10 protein-coding genes are annotated in these 25,241 nt (G+C 65.9%); all 10 read left to right on the top strand.

Annotation, left to right across the window (positions count from 1 at the left end):
* Positions 1-69: 69 nt before the first annotated feature.
* Entirely contained in the window at positions 70-1,725 is a 1,656-nt protein-coding gene (locus FQU96_RS22090; protein WP_178130645.1) for a ShlB/FhaC/HecB family hemolysin secretion/activation protein, read from the top strand.
* A 120-nt stretch (positions 1,726-1,845) separates the two neighbouring features.
* The gene (locus FQU96_RS22085) at positions 1,846-14,910 is read left to right on the top strand and encodes a filamentous hemagglutinin N-terminal domain-containing protein (protein ID WP_146543508.1); all 13,065 of its coding nucleotides are present in this window, start codon (positions 1,846-1,848) and stop codon (positions 14,908-14,910) included.
* Between the two features lie 17 nt (positions 14,911-14,927).
* Positions 14,928-18,002 carry a CHAT domain-containing tetratricopeptide repeat protein gene (locus FQU96_RS22080; RefSeq protein ID WP_178130644.1) on the top strand — a complete coding sequence of 1,025 codons (3,075 nt, stop codon included), beginning with the start codon at positions 14,928-14,930 and terminating at the stop codon, positions 18,000-18,002.
* 181 nt (positions 18,003-18,183) lie between these two features.
* A complete protein-coding gene (locus FQU96_RS22075; protein ID WP_178130643.1) occupies positions 18,184-18,873 on the top strand; it encodes an OmpA family protein in 690 nt (229 codons plus the stop codon).
* Between the two features lie 271 nt (positions 18,874-19,144).
* A complete protein-coding gene (gene tssA, locus FQU96_RS22070) occupies positions 19,145-20,278 on the top strand; it encodes a type VI secretion system protein TssA (protein ID WP_146543505.1) in 1,134 nt (377 codons plus the stop codon).
* Positions 20,279-20,370: 92 nt separating this feature from the next.
* Positions 20,371-20,880 carry a type VI secretion system contractile sheath small subunit gene (tssB, locus tag FQU96_RS22065; protein ID WP_146543504.1) on the top strand — a complete coding sequence of 170 codons (510 nt, stop codon included), beginning with the start codon at positions 20,371-20,373 and terminating at the stop codon, positions 20,878-20,880.
* 3 nt (positions 20,881-20,883) lie between these two features.
* Positions 20,884-22,365 carry a type VI secretion system contractile sheath large subunit gene (gene tssC / locus FQU96_RS22060; protein ID WP_146543503.1) on the top strand — a complete coding sequence of 494 codons (1,482 nt, stop codon included), beginning with the start codon at positions 20,884-20,886 and terminating at the stop codon, positions 22,363-22,365.
* 9 nt (positions 22,366-22,374) lie between these two features.
* On the top strand, positions 22,375-23,880 hold the full coding sequence (tssC, locus tag FQU96_RS22055) for a type VI secretion system contractile sheath large subunit (protein ID WP_146543502.1): 1,506 nt from the start codon (positions 22,375-22,377) through the stop codon (positions 23,878-23,880).
* Between the two features lie 9 nt (positions 23,881-23,889).
* On the top strand, positions 23,890-24,726 hold the full coding sequence (locus FQU96_RS22050) for a type VI secretion system accessory protein TagJ (RefSeq protein WP_146543501.1): 837 nt from the start codon (positions 23,890-23,892) through the stop codon (positions 24,724-24,726).
* Positions 24,727-24,747: 21 nt separating this feature from the next.
* On the top strand, positions 24,748-25,233 hold the full coding sequence (gene tssE / locus FQU96_RS22045) for a type VI secretion system baseplate subunit TssE (RefSeq protein WP_146543500.1): 486 nt from the start codon (positions 24,748-24,750) through the stop codon (positions 25,231-25,233).
* Positions 25,234-25,241: the final 8 nt, after the last annotated feature.

Here is a 25,241-nt window from a genome sequence, read left to right as displayed (position 1 = left end):
GCGCTGACCGTTGTCTGTGCGACATCAGCCGCGGCTCAGGCGCCGCCGCCGGAAGTCCCTCCGCGCCAGGTGCCAGTACTGCAAACGCCGCCGCCTCAGCTTCGTCCGGGGCTACAGCCACCGGTTGACGCCGGCCCGGGCACGATACCGGCGGCGCCGGCCGGGACGACGACCGCGCCGCCGGGCGCCGACCAGGTGTTCCTGACGCCGGTGGCGATCGACGTCGAAGGGGCGACCGTATATCCGCCCGCGGTCATTGCGGCGCTGACCCAGCCGCTGATCGGCAAGCGGATTGCGGCGACCGAGATTTTTAAGGTGGCGAAGGACCTCGAGCGCAAGTACCGCGAGGACGGCTACTTCCTGACGTCAGTCGCCGTGCCGGCCCAGCGCATCGCCGACGGCCGGGTCAAGCTGAGGGTCATCGAAGGTTACGTATCCAGCGTGGTGGTCGAAGGGGACATCGGCGATGCAGCCAAGCAGGCACGACGGTTTCTCGGCAACCTCGTCGATCGCAAGCCGGTCAACCTGCGCGACATGGAGCGCTATTTGCTTCTGACCGAGGACATGCCGGGCGTTTCGGTGCGCGCCGTTCTGCGGCCGGGCAAGGAGCCCAGCTCGTCGGAACTGGTGGTGCAACTCAAGCGTCAGATGGCGGACCTCTTCGCCCAGGTCGACAACAGAGGTTTCAAGCATACGGGACCGCGGCAGGTGACCACCGTGGTCGGGGCAAACTCGTTCACGGGGTTGGCGGAGCGCCTGGAAGCCACCTTCTTCACCACGCTCAGCCGGGAGCAGAATTTCGGCCAGGTGGCATGGTCGAACTTCATCGGCTCCGAGGGTTTTCGCGTCCGCGCCTATTACGGCCGGGGCTACATCATGCCGGGTGGTCCGCTGAAGGCGACCGACTACGACGGCCTGATCACCATCGCCGGGATTTCCGGACAGTACCCGGTCGTCCGCTCGCGGCAGTTCAATCTGAATGTCAACGCCGGCTTCGACTACTACCGTTCAGACGTCAAGGTTACATTCAACACCCTGTTGAACCGGACCAATCTGCGCATCGCGCGAATCGGTGCCGACGCCAGCTATCGCGACGACTGGAATGGCGTCACGTTCGGCAGCATCCGCCTCTCGAAGGGGTTGACCGGCTTCGGTGCTTCCAAGAAAGGTGATCTGCTGTTGAACCGCCTGGGATCGGAGCCTGGCTTCCGCAAGATCAACGGCGAAGTTTCGCGGCTGCAAGCCATCTACGCCAACGAGGATTTTGCCTTGAACCTGTTCGGTACGCTCGCTGGCCAGTACACCAGCGACACCCTGCCGGCCAACGAGAAGTTCTTCGCCGGCGCCGATCGCCTGGGTCGCGGCTACTACGCCGGTCAGGTCACTGGCGACAAGGCTTTCGCCGGCAGCCTGGAACTGCAGTTCAATTTCGTGGTGCCGTACGAGGAAGTCGCCGGCGGCAGCGTCTCGGCGGAGACCCGTTCGCGCGGCACACCCGTGCAGCTCTACGCGTTCTACGATCACGCCAAGGTTTGGAACAACGCGGAGTTCGAGGTTCCCAGTCTGTATGCGCGTTCGTTTGGCGCCGGCGCCCGTATCAATGTTCTGGAGACGACGACCGTCGAGGTGGAAGGAACACGCCGCCTCGACCTGGATGTCGACGGACCGAATGCAAAAAAGCTTGATCCGTGGAGCGTCTACCTTCGGTTGACGTCGCGGTTCTGACAACACCGATCGGCATGGTGAGGCCGGTTGGTGTAGTAGAGTTTGCGTCTGGCGATAGTGGGGTCGAGGAGTGCGGACGGACGCCGACCATCGGGGTGCGTCCGGCGAAGGGAGCGTGTGATGGCGAAGGGGGAGGCGCGGGCCGGTCGGGCGCGACGCGCGCGGTCTGCCGCGATCCAGGTCCGCCGCGGGCAGGCGCGGCGCGGCCGTGGCGACCTGCTGGCGGGCACGGCGCTGGCCTTTCTCGTCGGTTGCGGGCTGTTTACTTTCAGCGGCCCCGCGTCGGCGCAGGTCAGTGGCGTCACGGGGGGCACGGTTGTCGGCGGTTCGGCGACGATCGCCAACACGACGCGCGGCCACGTGACCGTCACGCAGTCGACCGACCGCGGCATCATCGACTGGCGCAGCTTCTCCATCGGCGCCGGCGAGCGCGTCGATTTCGTGCAGCCCCGCACCAGTTCGGTCACCCTCAACCGCGTCACCGGACCCGATCCCTCGGTCATCGCCGGCAGCCTCTCGGCCAACGGTCAGCTCATCCTGGTGAACGGCGCCGGCGTCGTATTCGCCAATGGCGCGCAGGTTAACGCCGCCGGCCTGGTCGCCGCGACGTCCAACATCGTCGATCCGCAACGCTTCATGCAGGGCGGCACCGTCACCTTCGATCGGCCGTCCAGTGACCCTAATGCGGGGGTCGTCAATGCCGGCACCATCACGGTGCGTGACGGCGGCCTGGTCGGGCTGGTGGGCAACACGGCATCCAACAGCGGCACCATCAACGCGCGGCTGGGCCATGTCACGATCGGTGGCGCCGAGACCTTCACGGTCGATCTGGCCGGTGACGGCCTGATCAACTTCCAACTCGGCAAGCCGGTCTCGCGCCAGCCGGTCGATCCCCAGGGCAACAAGCGGCCGCTGGTATCCAACACCGGCACCATCAATGCCGATGGCGGCGTGGTGACCCTGAGCGCGCGCGCCGCGCGCGGCGTCGTCGACAACGTGGTCAACGCCGGCGGCACGATCAACGCCCGCGCCGTGCGCAACGAAGGCGGCGTGGTCGTCTTCGGCGGCGATGAAGGCGCCACCGTCAACGTCACCGGCACGGTCGACGTGTCGGGCGGCCACGGCCAGCGCGGCGGCCAGGTGGTGGCGAGCGCCGCGAAGGGCACCGTGAACGTCGCGGCGACGGCACGGATCAACGCTTCCGGCGGTGCTGGCGGCGGCACCGTTCAGATCGGCGGCAGCAAGCAGGGCCAGGGGCCGGTCGCCAACGCCAAGAACACCACCGTCGCTTCGGGCGCGACCATCCGCGCCGACGCGACTGGAAAGGGCAACGGCGGCACGGTCATCGTCTGGGCCGACAACGCCACCGTGTTCGGCGGCACGGTCTCCGCTCAGGGCGGCCCGCAGGGCGGCGATGGCGGCTTTACCGAGGTCTCCGGCAAGGTCTTCCTGGACTTCAAGGGCCAGGTCGACCTGCGTGCGCCGCACGGGGTCACGGGCACGCTGCTGCTCGACCCTAGCGACATCGTCATTGCCAGCGGCACCAACGACACCACCCAGACCGGCAATGTCATCACGGGCAAGAGCGACACGTCGATCCTCGACGTCGACGTGCTGATCGCGGCGCTCAAGCTGGCGAACGTCACGGTGGATGCAGCGGGAGGTGGTGGCAAGGGATCTGGCTCGATCACTGTCGCCAATGCCGTCATCAGCACGTCGGACAACAGCCTGACGCTGAACGCGTTGGCCGATATTACGCTGAACGCCGACATCAACGTCGGCACGGGCACGCTAGCCTTCATTAGCACTAAAGGCGCGCTCGTCGGTTCGAGCGGCGCCGTTACCGCCGGTGCCGTGACGTTGAACATGGGCGGTGCGGTCACCCTCGACAATGCAGGCAACAAATTCGGCAACATCAGCGGCACGAGCGGCGGCGCCATCACGGTGGTCAACAATGGGGCGCTGGTGGTCGGCGGCAACCTCACAGCCGGCAAGGACAGCGCGATATCGATCACGACCACGGGCGCAACATCGGACCTGACCATTACAGGGGCGCTGTCCGGCACCGGTATCAATTTGACCGCAGGCGGCAAGCTTACCGGCGCGGGTGCCGTCGACGGCGGCACGAGCAGTGTCGCGCTGACGGCGGACGGTGATGTCGGCCTCAGCGGCAAGATCACGGCAACCGGCCTGACGGCAAAGTCCGGCGATGACGTCACGCTCAACAACACGGACAACACGTTCGGCACGTTCCAGACGGCCGCCGCTGTCGCCGGCAAGCTCACCATCGTTCACAAAGGTGATCTGGCGTTGGGGGCGGTGCAGGCCGGCGGCGACATCGGCATCACGACGAACACCGGCGGCAACCTGACGGTCGGTGACGTGATCGCGACGACGGCTGGCCTGACGCTGACGGCGAGCGGTGCCTTGACGGGCGCGGGCAACATCACAGGCACGACGTTGTCGCTGTCGTCAGGTGCGGCGGGCGGTATCGCGCTGACGGGCGTCATCACCGGCACGTCGCTGGCGGTGGCGTCCGCTGGCGTCGTGTCGCTGACGAACACGGCCAATGCCTTCAACATCTTCTCGACCACCAGCACCATCGCCGGTGATATCGTGGTGATGCATGGCGGGGCGCTCACGCTCAACAAGGTCAACGGCGGCGCCCAGGCCACGTTCAAGACCGGCGTGGGTGGTATCACTGTCGCCGATACGTTCACCACGGCAGGTGATGTGACCCTGGCCGCCGCCAGCGCACTGTCCATCAACGCAGCCGTCAACCTCGGTACAGCCAGCATTGCGCTGTCAGGAACGACGGTCACGCAGACAACCGCGGGCGCGATTTCAGCGAAAGGCCTGGCGGTAACAGCGACCGCGGGCAATATCGACCTCACTCTGGCCGTCAATGCTGTGGAGACGCTGGCCGCCAGCGCGGTTGATGGAAGCGTCGGATTTACGACCTCGGGGGCCTTGGCGATTGGCTCTGTTGGCGCCATCGGCGGCATCACGGCCAAGACCGATGTCGTGCTGAGCGCCGGCGGCGCGGTGACTCAGACCAAAGCGGTGACCGCGGCCGGACTGGCCGTCACGACGACCGCGGGCGACATCGATCTGACCCAGGTTGCCAACGCCGTGGGCACGCTGGCTGCCAAGGCCGCTGGCGGGAGTCTCGGGTTCAAGGCGTCGGGTGCATTGGCGATCGGTTCGGTTGGCGGGATCGACGGGATCACGGCCAAGACCAATGTCGTGCTCGACGCTGGCGGCGCGGTGACACAGGACAAGGCGGTGGTGGCCGTTGGCCTGGCGGTGACGGCAGCGGGCGATATCACGCTCACGGATGCTGGCAACAAGCTCACGACGTTCGCAGCTTCGTCGACTGGCGCCGTGTCGCTACAAGAAGCAGATGGCGTCACGATCGGCACCGTGACAGCACTGGGTGCGCTGTCTGCCGTGAGCGGCATCACAGCGGACACCGACGTCACGCTGACCTCGACGGCGGTCAGCCAGACGGCCGACGGCGCGATCAAGGCCGCCAACCTGGCGGTGACGGCGACCACCGGTGACATCGACCTGACGCAGGCAACGAGCACGGTGGGTACGCTGGCGGCTAGTGCCGCGGGCGGGAGCGTCGGATTCAAGACGTCCGATGCACTGGTGATCGGGTCGGTTGGCGGTATCGACGGGATCACGGCGAAGACGAATGTCGTGCTCGACGCCGGCGGTGCGGTGACACAGACCAACGCCGTAACGGCGGCCGGTCTGGCCGTCACGGCAGCAGGCGATATCACGCTCACGGACACCAACAATAAGCTCGCTACGTTCGCGGCTGCCGCGTTGACCGGCGCCGTGTCGCTGCAAGAGGCCGATGGCTTCGCGGTCGGCGCCGTAGCGTCCCTGGGTGCGCTGGCGAAAGTCAGCGGCATCACGGCAGGCGCCGACGTCACGCTGTCGTCGACGTCAATCAGTCAGACCGCCGACGGCGCGATCAAGGCCAGCAGCCTTGTGGTCACGGCCACCACGGGAAACATCGATCTCACACAGGCCACCAGCACAGTGGACACGCTGGCGGCCAGTGCCGTGGGCGGTAGCGTCGGGTTCAAGACGTCCGGAGACTTGCTGATCGGCTCGGTGGGCGGGGTCGATGGGATCACCGCCAAGAACAACGTCATGCTGAACGCCGGCGGTGGCGTGACGCAGGACAAGGCGGTGATCGCATCCGGCCTGGCGGTGACGGCACAGGGCGACATCACCCTGGCCCACGCCGACAACAAATTCACGACGTTTGCGGCATCCTCGACCGGTGCCGTGTCGCTGCAGCATGCCGAAGGTGTCGCGGTGGGTACCGTGACGGCGGTCGGCGCGTTGTCGGCTGTGAGCGGGATTACGGCCGGCAGCAACATCACGCTGGATGTGGCCGGTGCACTTGCGATCAACGCGGCCATCACAGCCGACGGCGACGTGGCGCTGCGGGGGTTGTCGATCGCGCAAGCCGCCGGGGCCACGATCAAGGCCAGCGGCCTGGCTGCGACGGCGACGGACGGCGACGTCGGGCTCGCGGGCGCCGCCAATACCGTGGCCACATTTGCTGCCGAGGCCGCGAAGGGCAACGTTGCGTTGAAGGCGTCGGGCGATCTCGTGATCGGCGCTGTGGCCGGTGTCACCGGGATCACCACCAGTGCGTTGGGCACGGTCACGCTGGTGGCGACATCCGGCGCGGTCACCCAGACGCACGCAATCATCACCGATACGCTGGATATCGGCACGACCGGGCCCGCCAGCCTGGCATTGACCCTTGCCGACAATCGCATCGGGACCGTCAAGAGCACGGCTGGCCTCGGGACGGGCGCTGTCTCGGTGGTCGATGGTGATGGCGGACTCGTCGTCAGGGAGATCAATGGTCAGGGCGCCCTTGCCCTCAGGACCTCGGGCAAATTGTCCGTTGAGGGCGCCCTCAACACGGCGGCCGGCAACGGCAACATCACGCTGACCTCGATCGACAATGCGGTGAGCATCAACGCCCCGTTGAGCGCCGGTACAGGGACAGTAGCGCTGACGTCGGGCGGCCTGGGCGATATCACCGCGACAACAGCCGCCATCGCGGCGGGGCGCTTGACGCTGGAGACTGGCGCTGACGGCAAGGCCACGATCACGGGCAGCCACAATATCGCGGCTCTTTCCACCACCGGCATCGGGATCGGCAGCGGTGGCCTGGTATTCCAGCAAGGTCGCCTGGCCGGCTTCAGCGTCGGACCGGTGACGGCAGCAGGCACGATCGCGATCGACACCGGCGGCGCCCTGCAGGTCGCCGGTCAGATCAAGGCTGTTGGCAAGACCGTCATGCTCGTGGCCGATGGGCCGATCACCCAGACTGGCGGTGCCGGTGTTACTGCGGCCGAGCTGAGCGCGGTAACAACAGTCGGCAACATCGACCTGGATACCAGCAGCAATACCGTCTCTGTTTTCGCCGCGAAAGCCATCGGCGGCAGCGTCTCGTTCAAGAACTCGGGCGGCTTCGACATCGGCTCGGTCGGCACTATCAACGGCATCACGGCAAACAGCGCCTCCGGAGCGGTCACCTTGCAGGCCGCGGCCGGGACGATCACGCAGACGCAGGCGATCACGACCCGGACGCTCAACGTCACGACAGCCGGCGCCAGCGTCACCCTGGACCATGGCGCCAACAATGCCCGGGAGCTGGGGACAATCAACGTCGGCGCCGGCAGTTTCACGTTTGTCGACAACGCCGGCATCGCGCTGAACGTCGGTACGATCATCGCCAACGGCGGCATCAGCATCACCAACAGCAGCGGTGACCTCTCGACATCGGCGTTTCTTTCGACGGGCGGCAGCGTTTCACTCATCGCCAGCGGCGATCTCACGATATCGGACAGCATCGTCGCCGGCAGCAACATCGCATTGACGTCGCAGACCGGGAAGATCGTGTTGTCCGGCGGTGAAGTGACGTCGAACACCGGTGGCATCACGCTGCATTCTCGTGAAGCGCTCGACACCGGTACGGCAGTGATCACGGCCGCGAATCCCAGCGGCGGGAACGTCTCGCTGATCTCCGACCAGGGCCAGGTCACGGTCGGCGGCAACGTGACGGTTGGCGATACGCTGACCATTCAGATCGGTGCCGGCCTGCTGCTCACCGTGACAGGCGAGATCACCGCCCCCAGCGTCAGCCTGTTCGCCGATCAGATGGATATTCGCGCCAAGATCAACGCGACGACATCCGGCACCATCACGCTGGCACCGGTCTCCAAGAACACGCAAGTGACGATCGGCGACACGGCCAGCCCGGTCGGGTTGCACATCGACAACAGCGAGCTGGCCTTCCTGACGTCAGCGAGTACGTTGACGATCGGCAAGTCCGATACAGGCGCCCTTCGTGTCGCCGACGCGACCGTGGCGAACGGCGCCCTCAACCTTATCACAGCTGCCGGCATTACCCAGACCGGGTTGCTGACGGTCGGTGGCGGTACCGGCACGCTGGATGTGACGGCAGGCGGTACTGTCAACCTGAATGGCACTGGCGTCGTCGTTGGTACCGTCGGCGGTTCCACAACATCAGGCGATTTCCTCGTCATCAGGTCGAATGGCACCGCGGGCGACATGGTCGTCAGCGGCATCACGACCCAAGGCGGCGAGATCGGCATCCGCAATTTTGCCGGCGATCTGATCGTCAGCGGTGCGCTCTCCTCCAATGGCGGCACGATCCTGCTGGGCTCATTTGCAGCGGGGTCGGCGCTGCGTCTCAATGCGACTGTCGACGCCGGCGCAGGCTCCGTCGGACTGTTCTCGGCATCCGGCGGCATTTCGCAGGGGGGTGGGCGGATCGTCGCCGCTGATCTGTTGGCGACGATCGTCGATCCGACAGGAGATATTGTTCTCAGCCGCGCCGGCAACAGCGTGACTGGCCGTGTGACACTCAGCGCTGGTGCGGCCGGTGGAAATATCAATTTCACGAACAGCAGCAGCTACCAGGTAGGCGGCTTTGCCAGCCTCTCGACTGCGGTCGGCACCCTGACGGCGGGTCTCGGATCGGGGCTGCGCACCGCGTCGAGCGGCTCGATCAGCCTGATTGCTGGCGGCGACATCACTCAAGCGAGCGGTACAGGGCACATCGTTTCGACCGGCACGCTCAGTATTGCGCGTGCAGCCGGGTCCAATCCGAACGTGACCCTCAACAATGCCGGCAATGATGTCGCGTCCCTCGGCGCGATTTCAATCGGCCAGGGTGCCTTCACGCTCATCAACGCTGGGGACCTGACGCTCGTCGGGGACGGCAGGGCCGGTGGCGGTTACACGGTCAGCACGAGCGGTGCCCTGATCCAGCAGTCCGGCGTGACGATCGACACCAGCAAGGCAACCAGCGGTGCGGTGACGGACGGAAACGTTTCACTCGCGGCCGGCACCGGCAGGGACATCGTGCTCAACGACAGTATCACCGCTGGGGCAGCGGGTGTGATCGCGCTACGTGCCGGCGGCAGCGTGAGGCAATTCTCCGGTGCCGTGACAGCCGGCAATGTCGAGGCGACCGCACTGGCCGGGTCGGTCTCGCTCATTTCCAGCGCGAACGCGTTCGACGTCATTTCCGGCAGCGGCGCCCTTGGGTTCAGTGCGGTGACGACGCGTGCGCTGACCATTGGCGTTGATGGCATACAGTCGGCGTCCGGCTCGGTCAGTTTATCAACGATCGGCGCCGGCCATGACATCACGGTAGACAACAAGATCACCGCGACCAAGGGAACCGTATCGCTCGTGGCGGGCGGCAGCATCTTCGATACCGCCGCGGGTGGCATCACGGCAGCCAGCCTGCAGGCATCGGCGGTCGGATCGGTTGATCTGTCACAGGCAGCGGCGTCCAATAACGTCTCCGCGGTCGGCGGAAGCGCCAGCGGCAATTTCACCTATGTCGACAACAATACGCCGCTGTTGACGGCCGGGAAGATCACGGCCGGCGGAAACGTGACGCTGCAATCGAACGGCAACCTCAACGTGGCCGGCGCACTGACCGCCAACGCGAGCACCGGCCGCATCAGCCTGACGTCGGTGACAGGGTCGATCGTCGAGACCGCCAGCGGCTCCATTGCGGCGGCCGAGTTGCTCGCCTTTGCGCAAGTGAACGTCGATATCGCACAGTCGACGAATGTCGTGGGCGCCAAGGGATTCGCCGCTCAGGCGACGACCGGGTTCGTTGTTTTCAGGAACAGCGGTGCCATTGAACTCGACCAGGTCGGTGGTGTGAACGGGGTCACCGCGGGTGGCGCCGTCTTCATCTCGACGACCAGCGGCAATATCAGCCAGACGAGCAAGGGGATCATCACCGCCGGTGCCGGCCTCGGGCTCGAGGCCCAGAACGGATCCGTTCTTCTGACCGAGGCCAACGTCGTCACCGGCAATGTCGCCGTGGCGAATACGACGAACGGCAACGTTGTCATCCGCACGGTGGGGGACCTCAACATCGGCACGGTCGGTCCGATCAACACCGCCGGCCTCGATGTGCCGACTCTCAACGGCATCACGGCATCCACGGCAGCCGGGAAATTCGTATCCCTGATTTCGGATACAGGCGCGATTGCGCAAAGCACCGGCGCGAAGGACGGGATCGTCGGTGGTGAACTGCGGATCTCGACCAACAACAAGGATGCAACGCTGGGCAATGCCAACAACCAGCTTGTTGCGGTGGGTGACGTCAACCTCGGTAGCGGCAAATTTGTGTTGTTTGATTCGGCAGGCGGACTTGATGTCAGAGGCACGGTGCAAGCGAACGGTGGCGTCGATCTGACGACCCAGGGGGGCCTCCTGACGGTGCCGGGGACCATCACCGCCACCAACGGCGACATATCGCTGGTCAACAAGGCCGGCGCCGTGATTGCGCAGGGCAGTATCATCGCTGGCGATGGCAGCGTGTCGATAACTGCCCAGGGAGCAATAACGGCTCAAGGTATCATTACGACGGCCAAGGGCGATATTCTGCTGACTGCTCAGGCCGGCGCGCTGGCGGTTGAGGGGAGTGTCTCTACCACCAACGGGAATATCTCGCTGGCGTCGCTTACCAGCGGGATCAGCCTGAGCAGCGACGTGTCCGCAAGTGGCCAACTGCAGCTGAACGCCAAGGGCGGTCTGCTGGTGCAGACGGCAGGCACGATCACGGCTCAATCGCTGGTTGCCAATGCATTGGGCAATGTTGAGTTGGTCCAGGCAGGCAATGATGTCGTGACCGTCGCCGGCGGATCCACCACCGGCACGTTCCGATATCGCGACGCGACGGCCATCACCGTGGCGGGGATCACGACGGCTGGTCAGGACATTACGCTGGTGGCGGGCGACGGTGGCGCAAGCGGCGGCATCGCGGTCAACGCCGCGATCAATGCCGGCGCGGGAACTGTTCGGCTTCAGACCGGTCTGGGCGACATTTCCCAGACGGCGGGCGCTGCGATCACAGCGGGGGCCCTGCTGGCCAACGCGGTATCCGGTTTGGTGCAACTCGACGGATCGACCAACGCGGTCGGCAATGTCGCCGGCAGCGCGTTGGGCAACACCTTTGCGTTGAAGACGGGCGGCGCCGTCACGATCACGTCGGTTGGCGGTGACGGCATCACGATCGGGGCCGGCGGCATCGCGGCGGAGCGTGTTGTCCTGGCGGCGTCTTCCGGCAACATTACCCAGACCGCCAGCGGCGTGATTGCAGCGGGTAGCCTCGATGCCCGGGCGAGCGGTGCAGGCGCTGTTGTTGCGCTCGATGTCGCACTCAATGCCATCGACGTGGTCACGGGAGCGGGCTCTGCCGGATTTAGAGTGACGTCGGCGCAGTCGCTGACTGTGGGCGTGGGTGGGGTTACGTCGGTGGCTGGTTCGGTCACGCTGACGGCCGCCGGCGTCGGCAGTGACCTCGCTGTCGACGGTATCGTTTCGGCTGCCGGATCGGTCAGCCTTGTTGCGGCGCGCAGCATCACCGGCTCGTCGACAGGCGGCGTCCAGGCCAACGCTCTGCTGGCCGTCGCCGTCGATGGCTCGGTCGACCTGACCAATGGGGCCGCCAACCATAACGTCGCAACCGTGGCAGGTTCGGCCAAGGACGGCTTCTCCTATGGCAACAGTGGCGCATTGACGGTCGGCACCGTGGGCTCGACGGTCGGCGTCGCCTCGGCGACGGGTGACGTGACGATCAGCACAGCCAGCGGCAATCTCAGCCTCGCCGCCGGCGTCAATGCCAATGCCGCCAGCGGCACGGTCAGCCTGACGTCGACCGCCGGTTCCATCGTATCGACGACGGCGGCAGGCCTCGTGGCCGGCAATCGCGGCGTGCTGCGGGCTGGCGTGAATGTCGATCTGGCGCGCGCCGGTAACGCGATCGGCGCCGGCGGGCTGGCGGGGCGTGCCGACGGCGGTTTCTTCGTCCTCTCGAGCAGCACGGCGATCCACGTCGATACCGTCGGTGGCGTTGCCGGCATCACGTCGGCGGGTGCCACTATCCTGACGGCCGGCAGCGGCAGCATCACGCAGGCCGCGGCGATCGCGGCCGGCGGCGGGCTCGGCGCGCGCGCCGACAATGGCAACGTTGTGCTCGACCAATCCAACGCGGTGAGCGGCAATTTCTTCGGCGCGGCCGCCGGCGGCAGCGTGACGTTCCGCAACGCCGGTGCCGTGAATATCGGCGCCGTGGGTGTAACGTCACAATCGGGTGGCGTGATCCAGGGCAATGGCGTCACAGCTTCCGTTGCGTTCGGCCAGGTCGTCAGCTTGCAGTCCGACAACGGCACGGTCGGGCAGGACGCGGTTGCCGGCGCGCGGATCGTGGGCGGTGAGCTGCGAATCGTGACCGCCAGTCGCGACGCCATGCTCGTCAATACCAGCAACGCCATCGAGGCGGTCGGCAACACCAACCTCGGCACCGGCAAGCTCACCGTCTTCGACTCGACAGGCGGATTGACCCTCAGTGCGCCGGTGATCGCCGATGGCGGCGTCATCCTCACCACGCAAGGCGCCTTCACGTTGCCGGGCAGCATTGTCGTGGCCAACGGCGACATCTCGCTGACCTCGATGACGGCAGGGATCAACCTGGGCAGCACGCTGTCGGCGGTGAACGGGCAGGTTCAGCTCGTGGCCGGCGGCAGCGGCGCGATCACGCAAGCCGGCGGCACCATCACGGCCCGGTCGCTGATTGTGCGTGCGCCCGGCGATATCGATCTGGTGCAGTCCGGGAACGACATCGGCGTGATCGCCGGCGCGTCCGGTACGGGCACGTTCCGCTATCGCGACGCGACAGCGGCGACCATCGGTACGCTGGTCGATTCGACCGGGACCGTGGTGAGCGGCGTGACCACCGCCAACCGGGATATCACGATCGTGGGCGGCGATGGCGGCGTCAGTGGCGGCATCGCGATCAACGCCGCGATCAATGCCGGTACGGGCACCGTGCGGCTGCAGACCGGCCAGGGCGACATCACCCAGGCCGCCGCATCACCGATCACGGCCCAGGCACTTCTGGCCGTTGCCCTTCATGGATCGGTCGAACTCGGTGGGTCCATCAACAACATCGTCGATGTGGCCGGCGCCGCGTTGGGCAGCACGTTCACGCTGCGCAATGCCGGCGGCGTGACCGTGACCGGGGTCGCGGGTGATACGATCACATCAGGCGCCAACGGCATTGTCGCCAACAACGGCGATATCCTGCTGCAAGGCCGCGGCTCCATCGTGCTGGCCGGCATGCTGAATGCGGCCAACGGCAATGCCACGGCGGGCCCTGGCGCCGGCAACATCACGTTGCTGGCCGAGGGCGGCAGCGTTACCCAGGTCGGCAGCGCGGCCATCGTCGGCAACGATCTACGGGTCGATGCCACGGGCAATGTCGATCTGGCCAATGCGGCCAACGATGTCGTCCGAATCGCCGGCATTTCACGGACCGGCACGTTCCGCTACCGCGATGCCAATGCGCTCACCATCGATGCGATCGGCGGCATCGCCGGCATCACCGCGAACGATCATGATATCGGCATCCACGCCGGTGGGGACTTGACGCTCAACCAGGCCGTCGATGCGCGCGGCGCGGCGGGCACCACCACGGCGGTGGTGCGGCTGCAGGCCACGAACGGCAACATTACGCAGAGCGCGGCGGGCAACGTGATCGCCGGCACCTTGCTCGCCAACACGGTGGGGGCGGGTGACATCGTTCTGACCAATCACACCAACCTGGTGCGCAGCGGCGCGGGTGGCGCGACGGGCAACCCCGGATTTGTTGCCGGCACGGCCGCCGGCAATTTCCGCTTCATCAACGGCAACGATCTCACGGTCAATAATATGGCCGTCATCGGTGATGCCGGGCTGGGCATCAATGGTGCGACCGGCGTGACGGCCGGTACCGGCCGTCTGGTGGATCTCGGCGTGTCGATCGGCGACCTCGACATTCAGGGGCCGGTCGGCGCCGTTGCCGGCATGCTTCTCTACCGCCGCGTTGCCGGTGCGCCCGTGGGCGATATCACTGTCGGCGGTGCCGCCGGCAATCCCGGCAACGGCGTCGGTGGCGCCTATCTCGTGGTCGTCGATCTGACCGGGTCCTCGTCACTGGGGCTGACCGGGCTCACCGAGTCCGGCGCCGGCAGCGTCGGTGCGCCCAGAGGCCTGTTCACGACGCCGACCCCGCCCACGACCCAGTTTCCGTCCGGCCTGGGTGGCCCCAACAGCGGCGGCCAGCTGACCGTCGGGGCGCTGCAGGGCCTCGACGCCGCCATCTATCTCGCCGGCGGCGCCACGAGCATGATGACCAGCACGGCCCCGGGGTTCTTCGGCATCCTCGGTGTCTACGCGCAGGAAGGCTCGCGGGTGAACCTGCAGTCCGTCGTGCGCGCCATCCCCAACACGACGATCCGGCCCATCGGGCCTTTCGGCCCGAATGATCCTGGTGCGATCGGCTCGCCGCCCGATGTCGTCGCCCGCGACTTCGTGCGCAAGGGCGGCCTGCCGTCGATCAATCAGCGCTTCAACAACTGTGTGATCGCCGGGCCGAGCTGCACCACGATCTTCACGCAGATCGCCAATCCGCCAACCGCGGCCGACGACGCCGTGATCGGCGTTGCCGGCAGTTCGCTCGACGATTCCAGCATCATCCTGGTCAACCAGGGCAACGAGGACTTCATTGAGGACGACGACGAAGAACGACGTCGTGCCCAGAAGCGATGAGCGACAAGGTGATAGTCGTGAAACATCATCGGGCAGGCGGTCGGGCATTGACCCTGGCCATGCTGGCCATGATCGGGGCCGCCGATGGCGGGTGGGCGCAGCAGACGCCGGCCGCGCCGCAGCCTGCCGGCGCGCCGGCGGGTCAGTCGCGCGCCGGCGAGGCGTGCACCTACAAGGCGGTCGGCGTCGATCAGGCGCTGGCCGCGCGCGGTGCCTACGATATTTTCTGCGGCAAGGCTCTGGATCCGGTCGCGCGGGTCTTCCAGCTCGACGGCGCGCAGCCGGTCGCCAATCTCGGCGGCCTGGCTGCGACGGGGCCGTGGCGCAGCTACCTCGATGGGCGCGCTCATTGCAACAATCCCACCAGCACGACACTGGGATCCAACCCGGCCGTCCTGCTGCCCTGCGCGCGGCGCTCCGGGGGCGTGCCCTATGTCGGAGTCGTGACGATCCGCGGCAACTTCACGTTCCTCGGTGACGGCCTGTCGACGGCCGCGCCCGCGATCGAGGCGACGATCAGCGCGCTGGGCGGCGCTGGCGCGGGTGCCGGACGCGGGTCGATCACCGATTCGCTGGGCGGCCGCTTCACGACGGGCTTCGGATCCGGCGACATCGACCGCTACCAGAGCCTGATGCGGGTCGGCGCGCGCCACAACGTCGAGGAAGACTATCAGCAGGCCGAGCGCGCCTATCGTGACGCGCTGGCGCTGCATCAACGCCTGTTCGGGCGCGACAACCCCGATCAAGTCGATGCCCTGGTGCATCTGGCGTTGAACATCAGTAATCAGGGCCGGTTCAACGAGGCGGCGGAGTTGTACCGTCGCGCCGGGGCACTGGTGGCGGGTGTCCAGGAGCCGCTGGTCAAGGCCCGCGTGCGGCAATACACGGCGCAGAACCTCGCCAACCAAGGCAAGCGCAGCGACGCGCGCACGATGCTCGACGAAGCCGAAGAGCTTTATTTCGTGAGCGCGCCCGATCTGCGGCCGTTCATGGCCCGCCAGGCGACACGCCAGAACCAGATACCGGCCTACGGATTTGGCGTTCGCGGCCAGCAATTCTCCGATCCGCGCGGCAAGCGGGGCATGGGGCAGGACCTTGCCAGCGCCGTGACGATCAGCCCGGCGATGCAGCTGGCCGCCCAGGGCGTCGCTGAAATCTATCGCACACGCGCCTTGCTGGCGTTGGCCGACAAGCAGCCGGCACAGAGTCGCGAGTACGCGATGCGCGCCGTCACCCTGCTCGAGGGGATCGGGATTGACCCGGGCGGCATCCGTTGGCGCGCGATCCGGATCGCTGGGCTGAGTGCGGCGTCGACCAAGGATCTGGGAACCGCCGGCGCCGATCTCGGCGATTCGGCACGTGGCCTCAGCGAGGCGCTGCCGCAGTCGCAGCCGGCGGGCAAGACGTTCCTCGAGTCCGGCGATATTCAGTTGCAGCGCGGCAATAGCACCGCGGCCTTGTCGGAGTTCCGCCGCGGGGCGCAGATCCTGCGGGCACGGCGCAACACGGTCCCGGGCGATGCGGTCCTGCCGTATCTCGACGTTCTGGCCGGCAGGTCAGGCGTGTCGGAGGGTGCGACCGCGGCTGAGATGTTTGATGCCGCGCAGCTCATCAGCACCGGCGTCACGGCCGCCTACGTGGCGCAGGCAGCCGTGCGTCTGGGCGACGGCAACCAGAAGGTGCGCGAACTGCAGGACCTCGAGACGCGGCTGACCGACCTCTATCAGCGCCGCGATATCGCCGCCAACCGCGGCGCCGAACTGGCGACCTTGCAGACGATCGACGCCCAGATCACGGATGCCAACCAGCGTCGCGACGCCGCCGAGCAGGAAGTGCGCCGGATCCTGCCCAACTACTTCCAGCTGATCGAAGGTCAGGCGGCCGCCAAGGACATCATCGGCGTACTGAGGCCAGGCGAGGGGTTCCTGCAAATCGTGCTGGGCCCGAAACGAAGCTACGGCTTCCTGGCCCGGGATGGCCGCGTAACGGCCTATCGCGTCGCCCTGACGCTGGATGATGCCGCCGACATGGTGGCGAAGCTGCGCGCTGCTTTCATGCCGGATGGGCGCGGCGAATTGCCGGCCTACGACGTAGCCCTGGCCCATGACCTCTACAAGCGCCTCCTGGGCCCCGTGGACGGTCAGCTCAAAGGGCTGAACGACCTGGTCATCGCCACGAACGGTGCCCTGCAGTCCTTGCCGTTCGCGCTTCTGGTCCGCACCGCGCCGCCGCCGATTGCAGACGTCACCGACTACAAGAAGGTCGCGTGGTTGGCGAAGTCTCTGGCGATGTCCTACGTGCCGGCGCCGCAATCCCTGGTTTTGCTGCGCCGCGCCGCTGCCCAATCCCGGGCGCCCAACCGCTATATCGGCTTCGGCGGCTTCGCACCCCTGCCCATGGCCACGGCGGCGCGCGTCGTGCAGGTAACGCGCCCCAACGACGGTACGACCCAGTCGTGCGATCGCGATGCGCGGGAATTGGCGTCGTTGCCGAGCCTTCCGTTGGCGGAGGGCGAGGTAACACTGGCGGCCCGGCAACTCGGCAGCGGTACCGCCGCGACCCGTCTCGGCACCGCCTTCAGCCGCAGCGCCGTGACGCGCGGCGGGCTGGATCAGTATCGCGTCGTTCATTTTGCCGCCCACGCCCTGTTGCCGACCGAACTGCGTTGCCTGCGCCAACCGGTCATCCTGACCGGCCAGGGTAATGGCGCCGAGGCGCTGCTGACCGCGGCCGATGTCGCGGCCCTGCGCCTGGATGCCGACCTGGTGGTGCTGTCGGCCTGCAACACGGCTGGTCCCGATGGGCGCAGCGCCGGTGAAGCGTTTTCCGGGCTGGCGCGGTCCTTCTTCACGGCCGGCACGCGTGGCCTGATGGCATCGCACTGGAATGTCGCCGACGAAACGACGACACTGATGATGGTCAATGTGCTGGCCGCGATCGGCAAAGGCGGCAACCCGGCCCACGTTCTGCGCGAGACTCAATTGGACTTGCTCAGCGGCGCGGGGACCGGCCAGGATCCGGCGCGCTGGGCGCACCCGTTCTATTGGGCGCCGTTCGTGTTCGCCGGGTCTGGAACGCGGACGGGAACTTGATCCGGAAACGGACCGGATCCTGATACGGAAAACGGATTTCGCGCTTGACGTTGAGTAACGAGTAAGGCATTACTGCGAGTAATCACTCACTTCATATTGCGGTATGACGAGAGAGTCGATAGAGTTATTGCTGAGTGGGAATGACTCGATGGCTCAGTCGTTATTCCCATGGAGGGGATCCATGTTTCAGAGAACCAAGCTGGCCAGCGCGCTTGCCGCGTCGGCCGCCATCGGACTGGCCTTCTGCAGCTTGCCGGTCCAGGCGCAGGTGGTCGATGGCACGGCTGGGAAAGTCAGCCGCTGCGATATGCATCGCGCGCTGGGGCGTAATTTGCCGCCCGAGTGTGGTGGCACGGGCCGTCCTGGTGGTGACACGACGCGCGGCCGCGTCGTCATCGGCACGCCGGACTCGGGCACCAAGCCGGCGGCACCGGCGGCAGGGGCACCTGCCGGGACACGGGCACCTGCGGCAGCGGCGCCCGCAGCCGGAGCGCCGGCCGCCGACAGCACGACCGCGCCGCAGCCTTCCGCGCCGAAGGGCCTGGGACTGGCTGTCCAGTTCGCGATCGACTCGGATCAGCTGACGCCGGACGCCAAGCGCGTCGTCGATCAGCTCGCCGAAGTGTTCAAACTGAACCCAACGGATCGGTTCGTGATCGAAGGTCACACCGATACGACCGGGGGCGAAGCCTACAACAAGAGCCTGTCCGACCGGCGGGCTCAGGCGGTGATCGACTATCTCGTCAGTCAGCATGGGCTGTCGCGCGACCGATTTGAGGGGCGCGGGCTGGGCAGCGCCAAGCTGCTGTTGCCGAACGACCCGACGAACGGTCGCAACCGTCGTGTGCAGGTGCTAAATATCGGTTCGTGACTTTGGGGGACGCCACGCCCCGCTCAGGCGGCGGTGTGGTGCAAAGCACGTTCTGGGGCGAATGAAGCCGGAATGGCATCGTCGCCGCTGGTTTGCGCTGATGGTGTGGACCAGCGGCTGCGAGGGCAACGGTGATCGGGCGCTGTGGCCGCCGGGGCGGTCGTGGGCGCTGCTGATTGGCGCGGGCCCGGTCGATTCCGGATGATCGGATGTAGTCGGTGGGGGACGCCTCCATGTCCGGAATTCTGATATCGGCAGCCAAGGAGCGGTGATGGCTGGCACGCCGCCTGTGATTGACATCGAGGCGTTGGCGGCTCCGTTCGAGGGCGAGAACCCGTGCGGCCCCAACCTGCGTCAGGATGAGTCGGACAATGCACCGTACTACGCATTGCGCCGCTTGCAGGGTCAGGCGCGTGCGGCCGAGCGCCAGGCTGCCATGGCGGCAGTCGCCGCCCAGGACGGCGAGAGCGATGCCGGCGACGACGCGGCCGTCAAGAGAGAGTGGCAGAGCCTTCTCGACATGTGCGAGAAAACCCTGCGCGAGACGACCAAGGACATTGAAGTTGTGTCCTGGATGATCGAGGCGCTGGTTCGCGTGAGCCCCGACGACAAGGGTTATGCCGGCCTCAGGGATGGTTTTACCCTGGCGGCTGAGCTGATCGAACGCTACTGGGACAACCTGAACTACGATACCGAGGACGGCGATGCCGGCGCCAAGGGGCAGCCATTCGCCGGTCTCAATGGCACCGACCGCGAAGGGGCGCTGATCAGGCCGCTGAAGAATGTGCCGATAACCCCCGTCGGGGACAACGGTGCCTTTGGCCTGGGCAAGTGCGAACAGCTTCAGCGCGACAAGCAGATAGCCGAGGCTGAAAACCTGGCCCGTCAGGGTGGCGCCGCGTTCTACCAGCCGCTCATGGCGGACCTCACTGCTGCTGCGGCGGCCTATCAGCGTGTCACGACGCTGCTTGACGACAAGCTGGGCCGCGACGCGCCCGGATCGTCGCAGATCAGGGAAGCGTTTGAAGCCGCCGACCGCATGGTTCGCCTCCTGGGCGGGCATTATCTGACCGACGAGGAGTCGGCGGCCGCGGGCGCCTCCGCCGGCGGCGGTGATAGTACGGCGGGTGCCACCGACGGTGGTGGCGTCGCCGCCATGATCGCGCGGCCGGGGTCTTTTGCCAGCCGCGAGCAAGCGCTGGAGATGTTGAACGCCGTCGCAAAATTCTTTCGCGAGCGCGAGCCGCATTCGCCGATTTCCTATGCGCTCGACTCGATGATCGAACGGGCTCGCATGCCTCTGTTCGACCTGCTGGCCGATTTGTTGCCGGACGAAGATGTGCGTACGCGTGTTCTTCAAAACGCCGGGATCCGGCCGCCCAAACCGCCTGAAGTTCAGGAGTAGCCGCGGCCGGGGCGGGTCGCCGGGAATACGGGAGTCGCGCATGCGAGACCCGTTGTGTTATTTTCTTCTAGGGGTTCGAGGGAGGTGTTCCGATGGCTGGTTCTACTCAGGAAAAGCTGGATCGCGTGCGCAAACCACGCGTGCACATCAAGTACGAAGTCGAAACCGAGGGCGCCCAAGTCGAGAAGGAACTGCCCTTCGTCGTTGGTGTGATGGGCGACTTCTCGGGCGATCCGACGCAAAAGCTTCCCGAGGTTCGGGATCGCAAGTTCGTCCAGATCGACCGCGACAACTTCGACAAGATCATGTCGAACATGACGCCGGGCTTGAACATGCGGGTTCAGAACAAGCTGCAGGATGACGGCAGCGAGATGGCCGTGAACCTGAAGTTCAACTCGATGGAAGACTTCGAGCCGAAGCGGATCGTCGACCAGGTCGAGCCGCTGCGGAAGCTCAAGGAAACGCGTGACAAGCTTCGTGACCTTATGACCAAGGCCGATCGTTCCGACGATCTCGAACAGCTTCTCGAGAAGGTTCTCGCCGATGAGGACGCGGTGAAGAAGCTGCACGACGAGATCAAGAAGCGCGGCGGGGAGGGCTAATCCATGGCTGGCGAGACACAGACCCAGGCACAGGCGGCGCAAGTCGCGACGGAAGAAGGCGCATCGTTGCTCGATGCCGCCATCGGTGCCACCAAGCAGACCGACGCCAACGAGGCACAGGACCTGCTGAAGGCTTTGACCGAGCAGGCGATGGCCGGCACGGTCAAGTTCAGCAAGAACCTGAGCCAGACGATCCGCCGCGCGATCGCGCTCATCGATGCCAAGATCTCGAGCCAGCTGGCCGAGGTCATGCATCATGACAAGTTCCTGAAGCTCGAAGGGAGCTGGCGGGGACTGCATCACCTGGTGATGAACAGCGAGACGGGCACCAGCCTCAAGATCCGCGTTCTCAACCTGAACAAGCGTCAGCTCTTGAACGATTTCAGCAAGGCGACGGAGTTCGACCAGAGCCTGCTGTTCAAGAAGATCTACGAGAACGAGTTCGGCACGCCCGGCGGCGAGCCGTATGGCGCACTGATCGGCGACTATGAATTCTCGCCGCATCCGGACGATGTCGAGTTGCTGCGCGGATTGGGCGGCGTCGCGGCTGCCTCCTTCGCGCCGTTCATCTCGGCTGCCGACCCGAAGATGTTCGAGTTGAGCGACTTCCGCGGGCTGCGGGACATCCGCGACCTCAAGAAGGGCTTCGACAGCGTCAAGTACGCGGGCTGGCGTTCGTTCCGCGACAGCGAGGATTCGCGGTTCGTCACGCTCACCATGCCGCGGGCGCTGGCGCGTCTGCCGTACGGCGCGGAAACCAAGCCGATCGATGAGTTCGACTACGAGGAAGGCGAACCCGGCAAGGCGCTGACTCACGAGCACTACTGCTGGATGAACGCAGCCTACGTGCTGGGCGCCCGGTTGACCGACTCGTTCGCGCGCAGCGGCTTCTGCACGTCAATCCGTGGTGCCGAGAACGGTGGCATGGTCCAGAACCTGCCGTCGCATACGTTCGTCAGCGATGACGGCGATCAGGACCAGAAGTGCCCGACCGAGATCGCCATCACCGACCGGCGCGAGAAGGAGCTGTCGGATCTCGGCTTCCTGCCGCTCTGCCACTACAAGAACACCGACTACGCCGTGTTCTTCGGCGCGCAGACCGCGCACCGCCCGAAGAAGTACGATCGGGCAGAAGCGACCGCCAACGAGGCGATCTCGTCGCGCCTGCCGTACATCATGGCGTCGTCGCGTTTTGCGCACTACCTGAAGATCATGGGCCGCGACAAGATCGGCTCCTTCATGGAGCGGCGTGATGCCGAAGTGTGGTTGAACCGCTGGATCAACAACTACGTCAACGCCAACGAGGAAGCCGGGCCGGAGATGAAGGCCAAGTATCCGTTGCGCGAGGCTCGTGTCACCGTGCAGGAGGTACCCGGCGCGCCGGGATCCTATTACGCGGTGGCGCATCTGCGGCCGTGGCTGCAGATGGAAGAACTGACGACGTCGTTGCGGATGGTCGCGCGCATTCCGAAGGCGGCCGCCTAAGGAAGGCAAGTGACAGCACCCGAGGACGCCGTTCCCAGCGAACACGCAGGCTCCACGGGTCTGTCGCTGTCCGACGCTGGACTTGTCGCCGCGACAGTCGAGGGGCAGCTGGCAATGCCGGCTGCCCCCGTCGCGTCGGCAGCCAGTCTGACGCCAGCGGAGCGGGCGGCGCTGTTTCGCCGTAACCGCCAAGTATGCGCCCGGATCGATCGGCTGATCGTAGCGATCGACCGGCTCTTGTCGGCGCAGGTCGACGCCGTTCTCCATCACCCCCGGCTGCAACGCCTCGAGGCGTCGTGGCGTGGGATCGCTTGGCTGGTGCGCCTGTCCGACGGATTGAAGGGCGTGAAGATCAGGGTGCTCAATCTGTCGTGGCGCGAGCTGACGCGCGACCTGGAGCGCGCTGTCGAGTTCGACCAGAGCGAGGCCTTCGACAAGATCTACACGCAGGAATTCGACACGCCCGGCGGCGAGCCCTTCGGCCTGATCGTCGCCGACTACGAGCCAAGCAAGCATCCGAAGGACATGGAAACGCTGAGGGCTTTTGCCGGCGTGGTTGCGGCGCCTCATGCGCCGACGATCATCGGCTGCTCGCCCGCCATGTTCGGCGTCGATCGTTTCCGCGAACTGGTGCCCACGATCGACCTGCCCGGCATGTTTCGGCGCCCCGAGTTCACCGGGTGGCGTTCCTTGCGCACCGGAACCGACGACACCCGCTACCTGGGCATGGCGCTGCCGCGCATATTGATCCGCCTGCCGTATCGGCCGGACGGATCGCGCGCGGATGGATTTGTGTACCGCGAGACGGTGCATGCCGAGAATGCAGGGCACTGGCTGTGGGGCACGGCGGCCTATGGTTTTGCCGCCGTTGTAATCCGGTCCTTCGGCACCTACGCCTGGTTCGGCGACATTCGCGGCGCCGGGCGTGACCTGCCCGGCGGCGGCATGGTCGACAGCCTGCCCTTGCCGTGGTTCCACACCGATCGGCCCGGCGTCGCAACACGGCCGCCGGTGGAAACGTTCCTGACCGAGCGTCAGGAACGGGAGTTGTCGGAGCTGGGCTTTATCCCGGTGATGACGGCACGCCTGACGTCGTACATCGTTTTCAACTCGAATCAGGCGGTGTGGCAGCCGACCAAGTATGACCGCAGCGCGGCGCGCGCCAATGCGAAGCTGTCGTCGATGCTGCAGCAGATTCTGTGCGCTTCGCGTTTTGCGCACTACATCAAGGTCATCGCGCGCGACATCATTGGTGCCACGGCGACACCCGATACGTGCCGCGAGCGGCTGTCGGCATGGCTCCTCGACTATACGATGGGCGGCGGCGGCGACTCGTCGATGGAGCTGAAGCTGCGCTATCCGTTGCAAAGCTCGCACATCGACGTCCGGGAACTTCCGGACAAGCCTGGGCACTACGCTTTGATCGCGCGCCTGCAGCCGCAGTTCCAGCTCGACGAGATGGGTGCCACATTCAATCTGATCAGTACGGTTCGACAGACCCAACGCGCATCGTGATGCCGTGAATTGGGGCGGCAGATCGACGGGAGCAATAAGATGACAGACGCCAGAACCTTATTCCGTGAAGGCAAGCTGCAGGAAGCCATCGAGGCGCAGACAGCCGTGGTCCGCGACAAACCCACGGACATCGATGGCCGGGCTTTTCTTGCCGACCTGCACATGCTGGTCGGCGCCTATGACAAAGCCGATCGACAGCTTGACCTGCTGTCCACGCAGAACGTCCAGCTAGGAGTATCTGTCGCGCTATCGCGCCAGCTCCTGCGTGGTGCCATCGCCCGCCAGGAGGTCTTTGAAAAAGGCCGGGCGCCCGAGGTTGCCACGGAACCAGGTCCCTATGTCCAGGCCGCTTTGCTGGCGCTGGTGGAGTTGCGCGACGGGCGTGCGAAGGAGGCGGCCGCCATCCTGAGCGAAGCGGACGAGAAGCGCACCCGCACACCGGGCCGGTTGGGCGAGGATGGCGCGGCGTTCGAGGATTTCCGGGATGCCGACGATCTGTGTGCCGGTTTCGTCGAGGTGTTGACCAGCACCGGCAAGTATTTTTGGATTCCGACGGACCGGATCGATTTTATGGAGTTCGAGAAGCCGTCGCGCCCGCGCGATATCATCTGGCGCCAGTGCCGCATGGAAGTGCGTGGTGGGCCAGAGGGCGTCGTTTATGTACCGGCGACCTACCCGGCGCTGCCGGCCGACGGTGAAATCGATGCGCTTCGCCTGGGGCAGACCACCCAGTGGGAAGGCGGCGATGGCACGCCGACACGCGGCCTCGGCCTGCGCCTGTTCCTGGTCGGTGATGACGGTTTGAGCATCGACGAATTGCGCACTGTCCAGTTCGGAGCGTCCTGAGACGGCGGACGGAACATTGGCATGGCGCTGGATGACGACACCTTAAGGGCTCAGCTCTCGGTTCTGGATCGGCTGATCGACGAACGGCCGGACGATCAACGGGAGCGGGCGATGACGGCCGCGCAGACGATGACCCGTCTGCGCGAGGCCGTTCGTCGTGATCTTGAAATACTGCTCAATACCCGGGAGCGGTGCCGCGGCTGGCCGTCAGTCTTCGGCGAGATTGACAGCTCGGTCGTGGCATACGGATTGCCTGACCTTTCTGCTCTGTCGCTGGACGGGGAATGGCGCAGCATGCTGTGCAAGCGGGTGACGGAGGCCATCCGGCGCTTCGAGCCGCGTCTGATTTCGGTCCGGGTACAGTTCGATACGCGGGGCGACGGTCTGGAGCGCTCGGCTCGTTTGCGCATCGAGGCCATGATGCACGCCGACCCGGCGCCTGAGCCCGTAACCTTCGACACGCACATCGACAGCGCTACGCGCCTCATGTCCGTTGCCGACCGGTAGGCGGTGCC

The organism is Reyranella sp. CPCC 100927, assembly GCF_007859315.1.
GTDB lineage: Bacteria > Pseudomonadota > Alphaproteobacteria > Reyranellales > Reyranellaceae > Vineibacter.
This window is presented reverse-complemented; position numbering and strand designations above follow the sequence as displayed.